The sequence below is a fragment of the Streptomyces tropicalis genome, from assembly GCF_029269835.1.
Lineage (GTDB): Bacteria > Actinomycetota > Actinomycetes > Streptomycetales > Streptomycetaceae > Streptomyces > Streptomyces tropicalis.
Genome location: NZ_JARJBB010000002.1, coordinates 86,008 through 103,268 on the forward strand (window position 1 = coordinate 86,008; position 17,261 = coordinate 103,268).

The window sequence follows — 17,261 nt, forward strand, 5'->3', positions numbered from 1 at the left end:
ATGCGCTCTCTCAGAGATGTTCGGGTGCGTCGATACCGAGCAGGGACAGGCCGCCGGCCAGCACCGTCCCGGCGGCTTCGGCGAGGGCGAGCCGGGCACGGTGGGCGGCCGAGGGTTTCTCCTCCCCGCTCGGCAGCACCACCGGAAGGAAACCCAGCACGGCGTCGGCGACCTCGACGAGATGCCGCGCGACCCGGTCGGGCGCCCGGTGCGCGGCAGCCTGCGCGAGGACACGGGGGTGGTCGGCGAGGAGGACGAGGAGGGGCCCGGCACGGGGGGCGGGGGTGCGGGTGCCGGGGGCGGAGCCTTGGCCCGATGTGCGGGCGCCCGGCGCGGAATCAGGGCTGGGGATGCGGCCGGTGCCGGGGGCGGAGCCTTGGCCGGAGGTGCGGGTGCCGGGGGCGGAGCCTTGGCCGTCGGACGATACGGAGGGGCCGGTGCCGGGGCCGCCGGGCGACACGGAGGGACCGAGGGCGGGGCCGCCGGGCGACACGGAGGGACCGCTGCCCGGGCCGAGGTCGCCGGGCCGGGCCGAGAAGCCGAGGTCGGCCGCGTTGCGCCGCATCGCCCGGGTGCGGGCATGGGCGTACCGGACACGGAAGAGGGGGTTGCTCTCCCGCTGGACGAGGTGGGGACTGGTGGGAGCGGCGGGTGCCTGCGCCTCCGGGAGGACGGCCGAGGCCGCGTCGCCTGCGAAGTCCTGGGCCCCCCGGACGGCATCCGGGACATCGGCGAGATGGGGCCGGTCGTGGGCGGCGGGATGGAGGAGGGCCCAGCGCCCGGCGTCACGTCCGAGGGCGAGGGGGTCGCCGGAGGCGGGGACGGGCCGCACGGTGACGTCGAGGGGCGCGGGGGGATCCCCGGGGCGCCCCCACACGTCGAGCTCGACGCCGAGCACGCTCACCCATCCCGGCAGCGGCGGCCCCGCACAGCTGCTTCGGACCAGGGCACCCCGGGAGCGGAGGAGCCGCGCGACGACGTCGGTGACGACGACGGCACGTACCTCGGCGGGGCAGTGCAGCTGGTGGCGCTCGCCGGTGTGCTGCTCGGCATGGCCGTACCGGAGCCCGCGCCGGAGGATCTCCTCGACGAGGAGGGGCGAGGCGGAGTCGCGCAGGCTGATGTTGAGGAATCCGGGCCCGGTCACGACGACGTCGTCGACCCCGTCGGCCTCGGCGAGGTAGGTCCGGAGCACCCCGGCGACCTTCAGCGGCGGCTGTCCGGCGGGGCGGGCGAGCTGGAGGGCGACGTTGGTCGCGTAGTCTCCGCATCCGCCGGGCCCCGGCACGGTGACCAGCGCCCGCTCCGGCACGGTGACGTGCAGTTCCCCGTCGTCCACGGCACGCCGCACCGCGTGCAGAACGGTACGGGAGAGCTCGACGGGGGTCACGGGACAAGCGTAGGGGAGGAGGGGGGTGGGCAGGCGAACCGGTCGACCACCGGTCCCGGCATACGGACGCACGCCGATCCCCCGCCGTCCCCTCCTGGCCCCGTCAGCCTTGGGGCGGGCCGGCCGGCGCCCCGGCCTCCCCCCGAGCGAGCCCACCGGCGCCCGAGCCCCTCCCGGTGTCCCCTCCCCCCGAGGCGGCCTCACTCCGTACCTGCATGAGCTGCATCAATTCCTGCACGGTCCGGACGAGTTCGGAGGGCTCGAAGGGCTTGGCGAGGAACGCGTCCACACCGACGTCGAGACCGGACTCGACCTCCCGCTGCGTGCAGGCGCTGACGATGGCGAGCGGAAGGTGCCGCGTCCGCGGATCGGCCCGCAGCAGCGCGGCGGTACGCAGCCCGTCGAGCCGGGGCATGACGACGTCGAGGGTGACGACGTCGGGTTGCACGTCCAGCACGACGTCCAGGCACTCGACACCGTCCGCCGCGGTCACGACCTCAAGCCCCTCCAGCTCGAGATTGACCCTGATCAGCTGCCGGATGACCTTGTTGTCGTCCACAACAAGCACCCGTCCCGAAGCGCCTGGCACAACTCGAGAGTAGGTCGGCCCCGGCCGTCGCGTCCGGGTTTTCACCACTTCCGCCCCGGGCGAGCGAAGCGGAGTCACGAGGAAGCACGGCAGGGAGCACCCCACCCGCCGACGTGCGCCCCCGAGGCGGCCACCCCTCCCACGGAGGAGCAGCGGCACCCCCACCGAAAACGTTCATGACCACCCCCACGAAGCTGATAGTGTTCTATCCGTCGCCGCGCAGACAGCGCGAAGGACACGCCCCCGTAGCTCAGGGGATAGAGCAACGGCCTCCGGAGCCGTGTGCGCAGGTTCGAATCCTGCCGGGGGCACCCAGCATGAGGTGCCCAAAGACCCCGTCACCAGCGGAAACGCTGAGGCCGGGGTCTTCGCGTTTGTGCAGCCGTATGCGGCCCGGAGCGGCCGTATGTCGGAGTCTGTGGACGAGGCGTGGACGGGATCTTGGGGCATTGCCGCAGGTGACACCCCGCGAGAACGACGACTTGGAACCTCAATGCTGTGCGGGCCAAGCCTGACGGCACGCCGGACCCGCGCTGTTGTTGCGCTCCACGTGCCAGTAGATCATCACGCCGTTGTCGTCATCGGGTAGACCGGTTGCCCTCCCCTGACCACTGCCTGTCTGTCCACTACTGTTCCTTCTTCTGCGTACAGGGGTGCACGTTGAGGGGGCTCGGTGGATCGCGGCAGATGTCCGGTGTGCGGGCGCAAGGCACCGATCAACCAGGGGATCATCGGCTATCACGGCCAGGGCCCCGGAGGCTGCAGGGGACTCGGCCGGACGGCCGCGGGGTGGCAGCCCGTGGAGGTGATGGGGGCAGCAGCGTCCGTCGACGGCGCCGCTCCGGGCAGGATGGCACCGCGTTCGCCGGGCGATGCCCGCGTCGAGCTGATCTCGACGGTGCTCACCTTTGTGATGACGATCGGAATCCTCGTTTTGCTCGTGGGTGCCTTCGTGTCTCCCGCCGTGTGGGCAAGCGGAACAGCCGTCTTCGTCCTCACCGGATCGATTCTGTGGCTACTCGGCAAGACCCCGGCTGGCCGGCGCAACACCGCCCGCCATGAACGTGACGCAACTCGGCACGCCCGGATGAGGGCCCGTACTGCTGCACACGCCGAGCAGAAGCGGCAGGCGGCTGCCGCCGATATCGCGGAGCGCCGCACACGCGAAGCGGCGCGGACGCTGCAACGCGCGGTGCAGGAACTGCTCGACGATCTCCCGGCGCGGGGAACGCCGCAGGACCAGGCGATAGCCCACTGCCTGGAGAAAACGCTCGGGGCGCGCGATCCACGCCTTCAGGCCGAGGCGGAGCGTCTGACGCGTCGACACGTCGCCGTGGACGAACGCATCCTGTGTGTCGCGCAGTCGGAGACCGAGGGAAACGCACGCCCCGCCCTGCTGATCCTGACCGAACGGGGAGCGGCCGTATCGGACAAAGGCATCTCCTACCGATTCGACCCACAGCCCGAGGACGTGAGCGACCCGACCGAATGGAGCGGGGGACATCTGACGGTCGGGGAGTTGATTTTTCGGTTCTTCCGGTATCCGCGCCTGCGCGTCGCTCTGGCGGCCCGTGAAGAAGCCGCTGCGGCCGCCCCGCCGGCCGACTCAGTCCATCGCCCCGCACAACGGCTCATCCGCGACGCCCGGGACGCGGAACTCGCTGCCGTCGACTGGATGTGCTACCTGGGCTTCACCGATGCCGTGGCCACCCCCGTCGGTGCGGACGAAGGCATCGACGTCCTTGCCGAGCGCGCTGTGGCCCAGGTTAAGAAGGAAGGAAGCCCCACCACCCGTCCCACCGTCCAGCAACTGCACGGTGTAGCGACCGCCAAGCAGCGTGCCGCGCTGTTCTTCTCGATGGCCGGCTACACCCACCCGGCCATCGCATGGGCATCTCAGCAGGGCATCGCACTCTTTCAATACGATCTGCAAGGAACACCACAACCCGTCAACCCGCCTGCCCTCAGCTTGCTGGAAGCAGCCGACAAGCAGGCGAGCCGAGCTGCAGGCGCTCACGCAGCCACCCCAACGGACACCATCGACGGCACTGCGGCACCGTAGGGAGTTGTTCCAGCGGGTGGCCCTCAGGCACCCTCGCGCGGCTACCGGTAGAAGACGGCCACGCCACCGTGATGCGAGCAAGCTCCCTGATGGTGAGCGGCGTACGAGTATGTACCGTCATTGCACAGTGCCGTCGCACCGCCGCCCGCAGAGCTGGAGCCACCCGAAGAGCTGGAGCCACCGGACGAACTGGACCCGCCGCTGGACGACGATCCGTCAGACGTCGAACTGCTGCCTGTTCCCGACCCCGCGGCGGCGGCGTGCGCGGTGACGGTCACCTTCACCTTGACCGTCTTCGTCACGGTCGGCGCGGGCTTCGGCTTCGCGGTCTCCGTCGCCGTGGCCGTCGCGGTGACCGTGGCCGTGGCCGTCGCGGTGACCGTGGCCGTGGCCGTCGGCTGCACCTTGTCGTCAGCCACCGACTTCGTCGCGTTCGGCTTCTGGCCGTCGGCGCCCGCGCTACCTACGCCGATGATGAACGCCAGGGCCAGGGCAGGCAGCACGAATCGCTTGCGGGCCCACTTCGGTGCGGGACGGACGGCCGGTGGTCCGGGCGGAGGCTGGAACGGCGGCTGGGGCTGGTAGTAGCTCATGGGTCCCCCCTGTTTCAGTACGTGAGGGGTGAACCTATCTGCGCGGACACGTCAGATGTGAGGGATAAGTAAAGATGGTGACCCTGTTGTGACATTTCAACTCTCAACTACCCTCCCGGGGCGGCCACCTCCGCGCCCGAGCCACCAGCCCCGCCACTCGATCAACTCCGTCAGCAGCAAACGGAAGTGGCCGCTAGATGTGACGTACGCAAGACGAGCGCTCGTACACGGCGGTAGCCAGCCTTTCGGTGAGGCCTGGCGTCACACGCGGCGCGCGAGAAACCTGACCGGAAAACGACGTGGCCCCTGGAATCCACGGGATGCCAGGGGCCACTCGGACACTGTCAGGCGAACGTCACTCGTATTCGCGAAGCAGGTCCTCGATACGCCGGTTGGCAACATCCTGCCGCCCGTCGAGGCACTTCGCGTAGCGGGTCAGCAGGACCTCAACGCTGTTGCCGGCCCGCTCGGCGACCTCGGTGGGGTCGACACCCTCGACAACGCGCGGAGAGACATCGAGCGCGTGCTCGACGCAGAACGCACCCAGGCCTCCCGCAATTGATTCCAAGGGGCTCAGTGGCCTGCTCTCCCTGCGGGTCGGCCACAGCGCCCGGATCTCCAGCGCGGCGACGTGGCGTTCAAACCAGCCAGTCGTCGGTCTTGACGTTCATCTAATGGTGCCGCCGTGGGGTCCCCGCGGCGTCAGGGATAGGCTTTTCCGATCAACGATGTAACGGGGTGTCAAGTCAATGTCGTTCGATCAGGAGTGGGCGGAACTGAAGGCAAGGGCCCAGATGCGGCTGGACAGCGCGCCCGGCATGGATCCCGGCGGACCGTCGCCCGGTGGCGCGGACCTTGTCCTCAAGTACGACGACATGGGGGAGATCGGGCATGCGGCCTTCCTGCTGCACCAGCACCTGTCGAGCGCCGGCAATTACGCGCGGTCGCAGACCGAGGCCGCCGCAAAGAGCCTGGACAACGACGGGTTCGACATGGGCGCTGCGCTGGCCAAGGCCGGCGAGGGTTGGCACGGGCAGCTTCAGGTACTGCTCGACGCCTGCGCTCAAATCTCCAACCATCTCGACTACTCGGTGAAGTCTTCGAAGCGCGATGATCACTTCATCGCCACGCAGGTACAGGTCTCCAAGATCTCCGAGTACCTGGACGTGCCGCCACCCACCTCGGGCCCCGACGCGCCCCACGTTCCCAAGTCGGACGGTCCCATCATGTGACGGCTGGTCGGTGTGTACGGGGCGAGGGATTCCGAAGCGGCACGGAAACCCTCCGGAAAACAACGGCGGTAACGCCGGAAACGACAGGGGGGCCGATGCCGACCTTCGAAGAACTTCTCCACGTCAATCTTTCTCCGCTGCAGTCGGCGGCCGACGACTGGGCCGCCATGGCGGTCCTGCTGAGGAAAGTCGCCAAGGAAGCCGGGAGCATGCGCAGCCTGGCTCAGGGCACCGAGTGGAAGGGCGCGAACGCCAGCGTCACCAAACCGTTCGTCGTCCGGGTGTCCGACGAGTTCGCCGACGCCGTCGCCGAGGCGGAGAGCATCGGAAACCTGCTGAGTGCCGCACACGACAAGATCAAGGCGGCCAGGGACGACCTGAAGGACCTCTGCGAGAATCCGCCCGCCGGCATCACGATCCACGCGGACGGCACGCTGACCCGTAGTCCTCAGCCACAGCGGATGTCCCACGGGGATCCTGAGTGCGTGGTGACACAGGACGACTTCGACGCCATGCAGCGTCGCATCGACGCGATCACCGGTCGCGCAGCGGAAGCGGACTCGACCTGTTCCTGGGGCCTGTGGCAACTCACCAAGAACAAAGCCGAGTTCAGCAGTACGTACTACGGGTCCCTCAAGGACGTGAGAACCGACGCCCGACAGGCGCAGCACACCAAGACGGACTCGGAGGAGTACACGCCGCCCGCCAAATGGGGCAGCGGCACCATCAAGCCCATCGCAGAGTTCCTCAGCTATCGCTCCTGGATGGACGGCGGCGAGGCATTCCTGCACGGAGACATGAACGGCGCGGTACAGGGGGCTATCGGTGGCGCCCCCTCCGCCGCCGGCGGCGAGGCCAGCAAGCACCTTGCCAAAGGCGCCCTCCTGAGCGACGTACGCGGAAAGCACCATCGCCCCACGTTCATCAACACGATCGGTAAGTTCGGAGAGAAGATATTCGGCGTGCCGGTCGCTGTGGTCGCGACGGGTATCGACTTCTACTACACGCCCGGCGCGCCCAAGGGACCGGGCGACACCCACGTGGACGCCCCGGCGGAACCGGGAAAGGTGAGGTACCAGTGACGCACTCCGCAGGCCCCCCCACAGGCGGGCGCCGCCGCCCGGACCTGCGGCACTGGCTGAGACCCCAAAGTTCACGGATGCTCGTCCTCGGCATCTGCATGGCCGTCAGCGGGTTCGCCGGCGGGGTGCGCTGGGCCGTGGACGGAGGAGGGATCTGGAAAGCCCTCGGCATGCTCAGCGTGGGGATACTCGGCGTGCTCATCGTCGTGAGTTACTTCGTCAACTACGACGACCGCTGAGCCCGCCAGCCCCGGCCGAGTCCGGGACTCGCATCACCTGCGTGCAGCCGCCTCTGCCTCACTGCGGCGGAAGGACGGGAGACACGCGCTCTGGGCGGGGTAATCGATCATCTGCTTGATGGGGTAGCGCAAACGACGAGGCCCCTGGTCAGGATGCCAGGGGCCCGGGCACGATCAGGTGACCGTCACTCGTACTCGCGAAGCAGGTCTTCGATACGTCGGTTGGCGACGTCCTGCCGCCCGTCGAGGCACTTCGCGTAGCGGGTCAGCAATACCTCAACACTGTTGCCGGCCCGCTCGGCGACCTCGGTGGGGTCAACACCCGCGTTGAGCCACGTCGACAGGGCAGAGTGCCGAAGGTCGTACGGTCGGCTCGCGAGCGGCGAGGCCGCGACGGCTGGTGGCAGCGCGAGCACCCGAGCTTCCTGCCACACGCGGTAGTACGTGGACGACGGGACGACGGACCCCTTCTCACTGAAGAACAGCCGCCCGTCGCCGGCCGTCCCGAAGGTAGCCAGATGCTCGCGGAGCACGCCGACGAGGTGGGGTGGGATAGGCACCCGCCTGACGTCCTCGGTCGGTCGGTTCTTCAACCCGCGGTCGTCGTGGGTCTCCCCCGAATCGGTCCACTGCTTGCCGACCGACGGGCGGGTCCGGTGAAGGAGAGCCGATCCCCAGCCCTGCTGAGGAAGGACCAGGTCCGTCTCGGCGAGGCCGACCGCTTCAGCCGGCCGGAGACCACCGAAGTACATGGCGGCGAACAGGCCCACGAGGCGACGCCCACGAGCACGCCGGTACCCGCCCACATAGGAGACGGCCGCCAGGAGATTGCGAGCCTGCTCCGGGTTGGCGACGACGCGAGGGTCAACCTGGTTGGACACCTTCGGCTTCTGCCAGCGAACTGCCGTGATGGGGTTCTCTCGCAGCTCCCCCAGGTCGACCGCATAGTTCGCGGCATTCACGAGCGTCCGACGCTTACGCCGCACCGTCTCCGCCGCCGCAGCAGTCCCGTCGAGCTTGAGTTTCAGCGAGTCGAGCACTGCACGCGCCGTTGCAGGTTCAGCGAGATCGGCGAGCGGCCGCGACGCCTTGGCCACCCAGTGAAGGACGTTCCGCACGTCGTCAGGAACGTCCCGGTCGGCAGGCCCCGGCAAAACGAAGGCCCAGTTGCGCAGCGCCTTGCGGATCGCCTCCTCGGCCGGCCGCCCAGCACGCTCGTCGAGGAGCTCCACAGTCACGCTGGTGAGCGATTCGTTGATGCCGTCTCGCGTGTTGGGGGCGGCATGCGGCCACTTCATCGCGAGGTACCTGAGAGCGAAGTCGTACCACGACACGGCCGACTTCTGCTCCTCCATCGAAGCAGGGAGGCCCGATGTCGAGTCGAACTCCTCCCCGTCGCGCATCGCACGCATGAGCTTGGTGCGGTAGTGATCGGCAAGCGCTTTGGTCCGGAAGGACTCCGAGAAGACGTTGCCCGACACAGACCAGCGGACACCGTACGAAGGCGTCTTGGTGTCACGCTTACGGACACCCCAGACCTTGACATCGAGGGACTTCACGCCGCCGCCTCCAGCTGTCGCAGCCACGTGGCGAAGTCACTCCGCCACACCCGGAGCTCTCCGTTCGGGAGCTTGAATGCCGCCGGTCCGTGCCCGAGTTCGCGCCAGCGGTAGAAGGTCCGCCGGGAAACACCGCCCAGCTCGTCGAGCACCTGGCGGACAGTCATCAGCTCGTCGCGGCGGTGCTGGTCCATGTCGGTTCTCCTTCCGTTCCGGGGGCGGGTTCGAGGGAAGCTGCGAGCCAGCTCTCAGCAGCGCTGAGGCCGGTGCCGGCGAACACCCAGTGGGCGAGGACGAGCGTGGTTTCGCCCTCCTGCGGCACGACCGGAACGGCTTGGGCGCGGCGCCAGTCGGCGCGTGCGTCGCGGAGGGCGCCGAGGGTGGTGGAGTAGCGGCGGGACTTGGTGGAGAAGTGGCCGCGGAAGCCGAGCATGTGGGCCCAGACCCGCAGGCGGAGGTCTGCCAGGTCCTTGCGGGCGCCAAGGGTCCAGGCGGTGCGGATCATGCGTCCGGCGTGTTCGGTGATCCTGGCTTGTGCCAGCTCGGCGAGGAACCGTAAGGGCCGGTCGAGGGTACCCGTAGCCGTCTCGGCACCCTTGGTGGCGTACTTGGCGATGTACGACGCCACGGCCCGCTCGGTGAGCTCCTGGCCGCCGTCGAAGTCGGCCGACCGAATCGGACGGACGTCGAGCTGACGGCCGAAGACGAAGGCATGCCGTCGGCCGTCGACGTCCGGGCCGTCCACCCGGGCGGCAGCGGTGGCGGCGTGGATGGCGTCGGTCAGCAGCTCGGCCGTCGCCCAGGCCGGGGGCGCGGTCTCGCCCCCTTCCGGGCCGTCGAGGCGGATCACCGCATGGAAGTGGACGGCGCCCCGCTTCTGGTACTCGGCCACCTTCGCGAACGAGACGCGCGCGTGGTCGCGGAAGGCACGCTGAGTCAGGCCCGCTCGCTTGGCGACCTCCCGGCGCAGGTAGATGGAGAAGCGCCGCCAGAGGAGCCCGGCGTGCGCGTTCCAGAGCACGGCCGCTTCGTAGTCGTACAGGTCCGGGTCCAGGGGCGTTCCCAGGGCCGGGTCCTGGTCGTCGTGGTGGATCCCGCAGCGGCAGGCGCGGCCGCTGGAGGGCCGGTTGTGAACCGGCCCGAAGCCGGGGGCGGTGAAGGTGGCGAAGACCCGGGGATGCGTGGCGACCCGCTCGGGAGTGCCCTTGCCGCCGCGGAGTCCGGCGGTGATCAGGTGGTAGGTATCGCGTCGGTAGGTCTCGGCGCAGGCCGCGCATCGGGTGGCGCGGCGGTTGTTGCAGCGCACCAGCAGGTTGCCGGCGGGCAGGCCGGTGGAGTCCAGGTGGTGCAGGGCGCGACCGAACTCGCCGGTGGTGGTGTCGACCGCGTATTCGGTGCGGTGGCCGTCGAGGCGGACGGGATGCGTGCAGCCGCCCAGGCCGGACAGTTGGTGGGCCAGCTCGGGCAGGGTGCCGAGGGAGGCCAGCGTGGAGAGTTCCGCCAGCGGGGGCGGGGTCTGCCGGGTGATGATGGGTGTTCCTTTCGGCTGTTTCGGCAGTGGAGAGGGACGGCCCCGGGGCGGCGGGATGCTTGGCGGCGTTTGCCGCCCCGGCGGCCGGTCAGCGCTTGTTCGCGCCGGTGATGAGGGAGCGCAGGACCACCGCGGCGATGGCCACGGACACGGCCGTGACGGCGACCGCCGCCAGGAGCGCGGTGAGCACGACCCCCACGACGACCACCGCGGCGACCGCACCCACGTACGGGTTGAGGGAGCGGCCGGCGGAGGGCACCGGGGCATGGCCCTGCTGGGTGCTGATGATGTTCGGGCCGGGCAGGGTCGGGATGTCGGGCAGCTTCGGACGGAACACGAGGAGCTCCTTTCAGCGGTTGGTGCCGTTGACGACACCGACACCGGAGCGGGTGCCGCTCTCGATGGCGGGTGCCAGGAAGGTGTGGGACAGCCAGAAGCCGAAGAGCGCGATCACGACGGCGACCCACATACGGACGCCGAGGAACTTGATCGCGACCCAGGCGACAGCACCCAGGACGAAGACCAGCGGGAGCGAGACAGTCACGGGAGCTCCCTCAGCGGACGCGGCAGCGGTGCGTGCGGGCCGCCAGCTCGGCGGCGGCGCGGCTGTCGTAGTCGGCCGAGAACCCGCAACGCGGAGCAGTGCAGACGGCAGCGTGCTTTTCGCGGCCCCGGCCGTCGAAGTACGTGCCGACCTGCACGGGACCGACGCGGACGACACTGCGGAAACGGCGGTTGGCGGACATGTGGACCCCTTCACAGCTGTGCGGCGATGGCTTCGGCCAGAGGTGCTGGGACACCGAGCCGTGCGCGGAGAGCCGGGGTGTCGATGGGCTCTCCGGTCCGAGTGCGGTGTTCGATGGCGACCTTGCGTGCGTGGTTGATGAGAGCGGCCGGGACAGGCACCGGGGAGGGGGCAACAACCGGTCGTGATTCGGCGGCCTCGGCAATGGCGGCCGCCGGTTCGCCGGCGTCAGGCGCAGGAACGTCGGACGTCTCGTCGTTGATGTGGGCAAGGAGAGTGCCGCCGAGGAAGGCGACGGCGGGCCAGCCCGCGACGAGGATGCGCAACCAGGCCGGGACGGCGTCCAGGTCGAGCAGGCCGGCGGTGGCGACGTTCGCTCCGAGCGATGCCGTCAACGCGACGAGGAACCAGCACCATCCAGCTGCCCGCGCCCCACCGCGACGCAGGCGCCGCCAGGCCGCCACCAACAGCAGGTCGACGGAGATCGGGTAGGCCCAAGCCTTCCAACCGTCCTGTCCCGCGGCTGAGGCGAGGTCATGGAGGTGGGCGAAGGAGAGCGCGGCGGCGATGACCGCTTGGACGAGTACGGCGTCGATGCGAGCCAGGTAGGCGCGCACAGTTGGGCTCCTTCCGATGTGGTCAGTCGATGGGCCCGAGTTCGTTGGCTCGCGCGCGGGCACCGGCGGCTACCTGGGCCGCTTCGGTGTCCTCGGGACGGTCGGTAGCGATGCGTTCCAGCAGGTCGGCCTTGCGGCTCATGAGTTCGCGGTGGTCGCCGACTCCGAACTCGCGGTGGTCGGCCAGGTCAGCCAGGAAGGCCGTCAGGTCGGAGATGGATGGCCGAGGCAAGGTGGCTCCTCAGGATTCGGGCGTGCCGGGGTAGGGACATGACACGAGGCGGATGTGTCGACCGTGGGGGCTTGGTGCGGCGGGCTACTCGGTGACCCGTACCGGCTTGAGCAGCGATGCGGGGGTACCGAGGGGCTGCGTCGGGACCGTGGGTCGGAAGGGGGCGAGCGCGGGGACGTCGGGGGCCAGATGTGCCGACTCCCGGCAGACATCTGCGGCGTCGGAGAGGGACAGGTAGGGCGTGCGGATGCGGGACCAGCCTCCCGAGGTGTCGCCGGCCACGGCCAGGCCGGGCAGCTCGGGGGCGATGTCGCAGGCTGCGTGAACGGCTTCAGGGGCGATGTCGCCGAGCGCCATCTTGGCGGAGGCTTCGTCGTTGACGCGGTGACAGACGCGTCCCGTCAGTTGCGCGCGGAGCATGGTGGCGCCCTTGCCCAGTTCGGCACCGAAGCGCTGGCCGCACACCTCCAGGTAGATGCCCGCGGCCCGGCCGAGTTGGGCGAGCCGGATGAGCTGAGTCACCATCTCGTCCCGCCGCTCCTCGTCCTTCTTCGTTGCGACGAGGAAGAGCTCGGCGATCTCATCGACAAACAGGACGATGGGCACTGGCTGTCGATGCTCCGGCAGGCCCCATACATCGGAGGTGATCTCCTCGTCCGGAGTGTCAGTGGCAACCCCCTGCCGGACCTTGATGAGGTCGTATCGGTCCTCCATCTCGCGCACGAGGACCGGTAGCAGCTCGGCCGCCTGCTGAGGGTCGGTCGCCAGTGCCGAGAGACGCGTGGCGAACGGGGCCAGCTCGACGCCCCTCTTGCAGTCGATCCCTGCCAGGGCGACCGGCTGCCGTGCCAGCCCGGCGACCAGATGCCGCAGGTACATGGACTTGCCCGACAGCGTCGCGCCGAGGGTGAGCTGATGCGGGATGGCCCGGTAGTCCCGAACGAAGGCCGTCGCGTCCTCCCGCAGCGCTACCGGCACCTTGAGGAGTCCGCCGCCGGCCCGTTTGGGCATGTGGACCTTGCGCAGCACGTCGAAGCCGATGAGTCGGAGTTCCACCACGCCCGGCTTCACGTCTCTCACGTAAACGGCGTGGACGCCCCAGGCGTGACGCAGCCGCTCCGCTGATGCTGCGACGTCCGCGGGTTCCTGCCCCGGAGCCAGCCGCAGTCGAAGCCGCAGGCCCGTGGAGGTGGGCCGGATGACGCCTCGCCGCGGAGGCACAGGCCGGACCTCGCGTCGCGTGGTCGCCTTGACGGCGAGGACGCGCAGCCGGGAAGGCTGGACGGTCAAGCCGCACGCCTCCATGACGGAGCCGTACGAACACAGAAGCCGAATCGTCGATGCCGGCAGCCCGACTGTGGACCAGTAGATACCCGGGTGACGAGCCCGGGTGTAGGCGGCCCCGCCACCGATCGCGGCGAGGGGGCCACCTAACTCCAGCAGCGTCGTCCAGTCCGACATCAGGCCGAGGCCCCGACCGGGGACGGGAAGTCGGCGGGAGCGACCGCGGCGGCGCGGAACGCGATGCCGTGCCGCTGCTGGCCGTTGAACACGCTCTCCCACGGCCGGGCCACGAGACCCACCAGCGAGACCGGAGCTCCGAGCGCCAGCCCCTCGGAGACACCACTCTCCGGAACGGTGACCTTGATCAGCGAGGACTCACCCTCTTCGATGTACACGACGCCGAGCGTCATGAGCGCCTCGCCGCTGATGGCGTCCTTGGCGATCTCCCCGGTCTGGCGGTCCCGGACCTTGGGCTCGGCAGCCTCGGTCAGAAGGACGGTGGCCGTCGAGGTCTCCACACGGATTACACGCACAGAACTGCTCTCCCTTGCGTTGCACCGCACGCAAGCACACGCGGTGCATTCAGTGATGAATGACTACGCAACGGGAGGTTGACCGCATACCGACTGGGCGCGATACGCTCCGAGAGCGTTGATGCCAACGACGCACCCGGCCTGAGTGGGCTGCCTCCCGCTCAGGCCACATCTCTTTCTGTGGCCCTTCCGCTCACGCGCCGGCGCAGGTCTGCCTTCCTGCTACGGCGCGTTCGCATGTCCGCACATACCGACTTCGCTGGAGGCGAAGGGGTACGCCGACACCAACCACAGTAACCCGTACCTGAAGTACTGTCTAGTACTTCAGGTACTAGTTCGTACTTCCTGTACGCCCAACTCCGCTGCCAGGGCCCGGAGGTCCTCAGAGGGCGACTGCCCCATGGTCAGCAGGTCCGCCGTGAGCTGCTTCACCGCCGGGAGGGCCCGCACGATCTCCGGCGACAGCTCACGCGCCCGCAGCAGCGCTGAAACCGCATCAGCGACTTGTCTACGCTGGGCATAGGCCCTGGCGACATCGATCTGAAAGCGGGTCTGCCGTTCAGCAGAGAGGCCCGATGCATCGACCCCCTGTGCTGCCCGCAGGGCAACGCCCGCGTCCCCCAGATCGACCGCGACAGCAACCTCATGCAGGCCGACGTTGGTCGGCCCGAACTCCGTGTTGTAGTCGTTTCGCCCGTCGCCGACCTGGTCCGCCATCGTGCGAGCGTCGCGGAGATGCCCGTACGCTTCATCGGCCAGGTTCAACCGGGCAGCAGCGACCGACCGTTGCAGGGTCAGCGCACCACGCAACGCCACTGCCTCGACTTGTCCGGACTCCGCCAGGGGTCGCAAAGCGTCAGCCGCACTCCCCGACACCTGCGCCGCCTGCTCGAAGTGACGGGCCCCGAGGAAGACGAGAGACAGCCTGAACTCGCCAGCCGCCATCAGCAGCGGATCATTCGCCCGTTCCGCAGCGACCACGGCGCGGTCGACGGCGATCCAGGCCGCCTCAGGCTCCCCCATGTTCGCCAGCGCGCCACTACACGTGTGATACATGACGGCCAGGAGGCGAAACAGCTCGGGACGCTCCGACTCCGGAACCGACCGAGTGGCCGACTCCAGTCGCGGAACCAGCCCTTCGAGCAACTCGGCCAGGTCGGCGTAGTTGCCCTGATGCGTCAGTGACCAGGCGCGGTCGACTTCAGCGCGGAGCGCCGGCACATCCGGAGACGCGTCCTGCTGACCGAGGACGGCTTTCAACGAGTGCGCCGCACTCAGCACGAGCCGCAGCCGGCTCGCGCCGGGGGGTTCGACTTCGCTCACCGACGCCACGATCGGCGCCTCTGCCGCCAGCTCGGCAATGGGGAGTTCGAGAACCTCGGCGACCTTTTCCAGCACGGTCATGCGGTCGATACGGCGCACGCCCCGCTCCACCTGGGAGACCCAGGCTTCCGAACGCCCCAGCAGCCCGGCGAACTCCTTCTGCGACAACCCGCGACGCTTGCGATTGAAAGCGATCTTGCGGCCGAGCGCCTTCTGGTACTCAGTGCTCAACGTCCACACCCTTGCCGGACACGAAGTCCAAGCGATCGACCTCGATACCGGAGAGGTACTGGTCCCGCTCGGAGAGGAAGGCCCTCACATAGTCCTTCGACTCGTGCTCGTGGAAGGCGTCACGGTCCCGGTAGAGCTCGTAGAACACACGCTCCAGTGGACGGCCGTCAACCCGGTGCACGGCGTAGATCACCGTTCCGGGCTCGTGCGCGCGGATCTGCTCACCAGTGCGCGCCACCAGGTCATCGAATGCAGCCGCCGCCGCGTCGTCCTTGCAGGTGAAGCGCACCATCAGTCCGAACATGCGCGGTCCTTTCTCCATGGCATCCAGGTCAGCACCAGACCACACGGCGAACGCTATGCGCAGCCCGCCCGCACGAAAAGTACGAACCCGCACTCCCCGTACGCGCACATTCGGTACGGTGCTAGTACTAATTGTACGGCTCTGCATGGTCCGTGTCAGCCAGTCCGTTTGGCCGGCACAGAAAGCAGCAGGTCAACCGCCGTGGAGGACGCCATGCCCACCCATCGACGCACCTTCCCCGCAGAAGCCCGGGAACTCCGTACCGCACGCAACTGGACCCGAGCCACGCTGGACGGCCACCCCCGGTCCGAGGACGCCGCACTGATCGTGACCGAACTCGGCACCAACGCTCTCCGGCACACCGACAGCGGGAACGCTGCCGGCACCTTTCATGTGGCGCTCACCGTCTCCGAGCTGACGACCTTCATCGCTGTCACCGACTCGGGGAGCTCCAAGAGCACTCCCGAGATCCAAAGGGCATCGCTTCATACCACCCACGGCCGAGGACTCGGCATGGTCGCCGCCCTGGCCGACGGCATCACGGTTGGCGGCGACGACTCCGGCCGCACCGTCACGGCCGAACTCCGCGTCCCGGCAGACTGCAACCGTCCCGCGGTCTCCCCGGAGCACACGGCGGACGCGATTCCCGGAGTCCGCCAGTGCTGATGGACGAGCCCCAGCATGGCTACTGGTGCGAGTGCTGGACCACAGGCCTCAGGGACAGTGCTGAGCTGCCCGAACTCCGCGCGTCACTCGATGCCTACTCGGCAGCTCAGGCCGACAGGTGGGTTGCAGTCGCTCTACGCACGATCTCTCCCGCGCTCGACCCCGAGGCCTCCGACGAGGCATGGGCTTGGCTGTACGAGGGCCGCATCGCCACGCGTCGCGCTCTCCTTCTTCGCAAGCCCTGCAGGGTCTCGGTCACGCATGGCAGCACACGCATCACCTGGACGATTCGACCGGTGATCTTCCTGGGACTCGCACTCCGAAAGGACGCAGAACTACCGGCGTGCGCCTACCGGTTCAAACCCCACACGGGCACAGCCGATCTGAAGTAACGCATGCTGGCCGGCGCCAGGAGAATCCACGTCCTCTGAGCAGCTGCCGCGCCTACGCTCCTCGTAGCACGCATCCAAACGAGGGAGACACCTGTGCCTGAGGAACCGGACGGCGTGGTCATCTACTGGCGCCCCTTGTGTACGTACTGCCTGAAGCTGCTCACGCAACTGCGCTTCACGCACCTGCAGTACTCCAAGGTGAACATCTGGCGGGACCCGGATGCAGCGGCCTTCGTCCGGTCGGTCGCGGACGGGAACGAGACCGTGCCCACGGTGACCGTGGCAGGCCGATCCATGGTGAACCCATCGAAGCGAGAGCTCCTTGAAGCGGTCGAGGCCTACGCGCCACACCTGTTGGGCAAGCCGGCTGACTGAGGTCCCGTCAAGCATCACGTGAAGTCAGACAGCCCCGCCAAGCAGCATGAGTTACAACCTTCTCTACTGGTTCAAGGCGGCTCGCTCCGCTCACCGCGCGCGGCCCGGCCCCCGGCCGGGCCTGCGCTCCTGCCTTCGTCCCGCTCCAGCCCGGCCGGCGCCCGTGCCGCGCTCACGGAAATCAGCCGCCTGATTCCAGAGAAGGGGGATACATCGCGGCTGGGGCGGTCGACTCCACGGTTTTACGAGGCCACTTTGGCGAGAGCCTCGCAGATCATGGTT

At 68.8% G+C, this 17,261-nt stretch carries 24 protein-coding genes and 1 tRNA gene; 9 read left to right on the forward strand and 16 right to left on the reverse strand.

What is annotated here, in order from left to right; genetic code table 11:
* Positions 1-10 precede the first annotated feature (10 nt).
* Positions 11-1,390, reverse strand: a complete 1,380-nt coding sequence (gene nrtL, locus P3H78_RS04350) for an ArgS-related anticodon-binding protein NrtL (protein WP_276107419.1) — start codon at positions 1,388-1,390, stop codon at positions 11-13.
* A 103-nt stretch (positions 1,391-1,493) separates the two neighbouring features.
* A complete protein-coding gene (locus P3H78_RS04355; RefSeq protein WP_276107840.1) occupies positions 1,494-2,027 on the reverse strand; it encodes a response regulator in 534 nt (177 codons plus the stop codon).
* A gap of 191 nt (positions 2,028-2,218) precedes the next feature.
* Between P3H78_RS04355 and P3H78_RS04360 the strand changes: the two genes are divergently transcribed.
* Both P3H78_RS04360 and P3H78_RS04365 read left to right on the forward strand, forming a co-directional pair.
* Positions 2,219-2,290 (forward strand) — tRNA-Arg (locus P3H78_RS04360).
* 497 nt (positions 2,291-2,787) lie between these two features.
* Positions 2,788-4,041 (forward strand): restriction endonuclease, encoded by a 1,254-nt coding sequence (locus P3H78_RS04365; protein ID WP_276107841.1) that lies wholly within the window; start codon positions 2,788-2,790, stop codon positions 4,039-4,041.
* Between the two features lie 41 nt (positions 4,042-4,082).
* Here the strand turns inward: P3H78_RS04365 and P3H78_RS33655 are convergent, their stop codons facing one another.
* On the reverse strand, positions 4,083-4,169 hold the full coding sequence (locus P3H78_RS33655; RefSeq protein ID WP_225075656.1) for a DUF3761 domain-containing protein: 87 nt from the start codon (positions 4,167-4,169) through the stop codon (positions 4,083-4,085).
* On the opposite strand from P3H78_RS33655, the gene P3H78_RS33280 reads away from it, so the two are divergent.
* Positions 4,162-4,626: a hypothetical protein gene (locus P3H78_RS33280; protein ID WP_313884381.1), complete on the forward strand. Its 465-nt coding sequence runs from the start codon at positions 4,162-4,164 to the stop codon at positions 4,624-4,626. The two genes, P3H78_RS33655 and P3H78_RS33280, sit on opposite strands and share 8 nt — an antisense overlap.
* A gap of 363 nt (positions 4,627-4,989) precedes the next feature.
* On the opposite strand, the gene P3H78_RS04375 is transcribed toward P3H78_RS33280, so the two are convergent.
* A complete protein-coding gene (locus P3H78_RS04375; protein WP_276107865.1) occupies positions 4,990-5,202 on the reverse strand; it encodes a hypothetical protein in 213 nt (70 codons plus the stop codon).
* Between the two features lie 181 nt (positions 5,203-5,383).
* On the opposite strand from P3H78_RS04375, the gene P3H78_RS04380 reads away from it, so the two are divergent.
* From P3H78_RS04380 to P3H78_RS04390, 3 genes are all read left to right on the forward strand, one after another.
* Positions 5,384-5,866 (forward strand): hypothetical protein, encoded by a 483-nt coding sequence (locus P3H78_RS04380; protein ID WP_276107421.1) that lies wholly within the window; start codon positions 5,384-5,386, stop codon positions 5,864-5,866.
* Positions 5,867-5,961: 95 nt separating this feature from the next.
* Positions 5,962-6,948, forward strand: coding sequence for a hypothetical protein (locus P3H78_RS04385; protein WP_276107422.1), 987 nt, complete (start codon positions 5,962-5,964; stop codon positions 6,946-6,948).
* A gap of 77 nt (positions 6,949-7,025) precedes the next feature.
* Positions 7,026-7,187, forward strand: a complete 162-nt coding sequence (locus tag P3H78_RS04390) for a hypothetical protein (RefSeq protein WP_276107423.1) — start codon at positions 7,026-7,028, stop codon at positions 7,185-7,187.
* A gap of 185 nt (positions 7,188-7,372) precedes the next feature.
* Here the strand turns inward: P3H78_RS04390 and P3H78_RS04395 are convergent, their stop codons facing one another.
* The 12 genes from P3H78_RS04395 to P3H78_RS04450 all read right to left on the reverse strand — a co-directional run bounded on the left by P3H78_RS04395 (position 7,373) and on the right by P3H78_RS04450 (position 15,546).
* A complete protein-coding gene (locus P3H78_RS04395; protein WP_276107424.1) occupies positions 7,373-8,746 on the reverse strand; it encodes a tyrosine-type recombinase/integrase in 1,374 nt (457 codons plus the stop codon).
* A complete protein-coding gene (locus P3H78_RS04400) occupies positions 8,743-8,913 on the reverse strand; it encodes a helix-turn-helix transcriptional regulator (RefSeq protein ID WP_438827911.1) in 171 nt (56 codons plus the stop codon). Before P3H78_RS04400 ends, P3H78_RS04395 begins: the two co-directional genes overlap by 4 nt.
* A complete protein-coding gene (locus P3H78_RS04405) occupies positions 8,913-10,250 on the reverse strand; it encodes a replication initiator (protein ID WP_276107842.1) in 1,338 nt (445 codons plus the stop codon). Before P3H78_RS04405 ends, P3H78_RS04400 begins: the two co-directional genes overlap by 1 nt.
* Before the next feature lie 115 nt (positions 10,251-10,365).
* On the reverse strand, positions 10,366-10,614 hold the full coding sequence (locus tag P3H78_RS04410; protein WP_276107426.1) for a SpdD protein: 249 nt from the start codon (positions 10,612-10,614) through the stop codon (positions 10,366-10,368).
* Positions 10,615-10,626: 12 nt separating this feature from the next.
* A complete protein-coding gene (locus tag P3H78_RS04415; protein WP_276107427.1) occupies positions 10,627-10,821 on the reverse strand; it encodes a hypothetical protein in 195 nt (64 codons plus the stop codon).
* A gap of 10 nt (positions 10,822-10,831) precedes the next feature.
* Positions 10,832-11,023 carry a mobile element transfer protein gene (locus P3H78_RS04420; protein WP_276107428.1) on the reverse strand — a complete coding sequence of 64 codons (192 nt, stop codon included), beginning with the start codon at positions 11,021-11,023 and terminating at the stop codon, positions 10,832-10,834.
* A gap of 10 nt (positions 11,024-11,033) precedes the next feature.
* Positions 11,034-11,639 (reverse strand): DUF2637 domain-containing protein, encoded by a 606-nt coding sequence (locus tag P3H78_RS04425; protein WP_276107429.1) that lies wholly within the window; start codon positions 11,637-11,639, stop codon positions 11,034-11,036.
* A 22-nt stretch (positions 11,640-11,661) separates the two neighbouring features.
* Positions 11,662-11,871, reverse strand: coding sequence for a hypothetical protein (locus tag P3H78_RS04430; RefSeq protein ID WP_276107430.1), 210 nt, complete (start codon positions 11,869-11,871; stop codon positions 11,662-11,664).
* 84 nt (positions 11,872-11,955) lie between these two features.
* Positions 11,956-13,332, reverse strand: a complete 1,377-nt coding sequence (locus P3H78_RS04435; protein ID WP_276107431.1) for an FtsK/SpoIIIE domain-containing protein — start codon at positions 13,330-13,332, stop codon at positions 11,956-11,958.
* Complete coding sequence (locus P3H78_RS04440) at positions 13,332-13,688, reverse strand: SCO3933 family regulatory protein (protein ID WP_276107432.1); 357 nt, start codon at positions 13,686-13,688, stop codon at positions 13,332-13,334. The genes P3H78_RS04435 and P3H78_RS04440 overlap by 1 nt, the downstream gene beginning before the upstream one ends.
* 324 nt (positions 13,689-14,012) lie before the next feature.
* Positions 14,013-15,251, reverse strand: a complete 1,239-nt coding sequence (locus P3H78_RS04445) for a helix-turn-helix domain-containing protein (RefSeq protein WP_438827904.1) — start codon at positions 15,249-15,251, stop codon at positions 14,013-14,015.
* Positions 15,232-15,546 carry a putative quinol monooxygenase gene (locus P3H78_RS04450; RefSeq protein WP_276107434.1) on the reverse strand — a complete coding sequence of 105 codons (315 nt, stop codon included), beginning with the start codon at positions 15,544-15,546 and terminating at the stop codon, positions 15,232-15,234. Before P3H78_RS04450 ends, P3H78_RS04445 begins: the two co-directional genes overlap by 20 nt.
* A gap of 213 nt (positions 15,547-15,759) precedes the next feature.
* Here P3H78_RS04450 and P3H78_RS04455 point away from each other — a divergent pair, with 213 nt between their 5' ends.
* From P3H78_RS04455 to P3H78_RS04465, 3 genes are all read left to right on the forward strand, one after another.
* Positions 15,760-16,212, forward strand: coding sequence for an ATP-binding protein (locus tag P3H78_RS04455; RefSeq protein WP_276107435.1), 453 nt, complete (start codon positions 15,760-15,762; stop codon positions 16,210-16,212).
* On the forward strand, positions 16,212-16,604 hold the full coding sequence (locus P3H78_RS04460; protein ID WP_276107843.1) for a hypothetical protein: 393 nt from the start codon (positions 16,212-16,214) through the stop codon (positions 16,602-16,604). Before P3H78_RS04455 ends, P3H78_RS04460 begins: the two co-directional genes overlap by 1 nt.
* A 93-nt stretch (positions 16,605-16,697) precedes the next feature.
* Complete coding sequence (locus P3H78_RS04465; protein WP_276107436.1) at positions 16,698-16,979, forward strand: glutaredoxin domain-containing protein; 282 nt, start codon at positions 16,698-16,700, stop codon at positions 16,977-16,979.
* The last annotated feature ends 282 nt before the right edge of the window (positions 16,980-17,261 follow it).

Coding starts and splice junctions, on each gene's coding strand:
- P3H78_RS04365 (WP_276107841.1), top strand. CDS start 2,788: ATGGGGGCAGCAGCGTCCGTCGACGGCGCCGCTCCGGGCAGGATGGCA.
- P3H78_RS04380 (WP_276107421.1), top strand. CDS start 5,384: ATGTCGTTCGATCAGGAGTGGGCGGAACTGAAGGCAAGGGCCCAGATG.
- P3H78_RS04385 (WP_276107422.1), top strand. CDS start 5,962: ATGCCGACCTTCGAAGAACTTCTCCACGTCAATCTTTCTCCGCTGCAG.
- P3H78_RS04390 (WP_276107423.1), top strand. CDS start 7,026: ATGCTCGTCCTCGGCATCTGCATGGCCGTCAGCGGGTTCGCCGGCGGG.
- P3H78_RS04400 (WP_438827911.1), bottom strand. CDS start 8,913: ATGACTGTCCGCCAGGTGCTCGACGAGCTGGGCGGTGTTTCCCGGCGG.
- P3H78_RS04420 (WP_276107428.1), bottom strand. CDS start 11,023: ATGTCCGCCAACCGCCGTTTCCGCAGTGTCGTCCGCGTCGGTCCCGTG.
- P3H78_RS04435 (WP_276107431.1), bottom strand. CDS start 13,332: ATGTCGGACTGGACGACGCTGCTGGAGTTAGGTGGCCCCCTCGCCGCG.
- P3H78_RS04450 (WP_276107434.1), bottom strand. CDS start 15,546: ATGTTCGGACTGATGGTGCGCTTCACCTGCAAGGACGACGCGGCGGCG.
- P3H78_RS04455 (WP_276107435.1), top strand. CDS start 15,760: ATGCCCACCCATCGACGCACCTTCCCCGCAGAAGCCCGGGAACTCCGT.
- P3H78_RS04460 (WP_276107843.1), top strand. CDS start 16,212: ATGGACGAGCCCCAGCATGGCTACTGGTGCGAGTGCTGGACCACAGGC.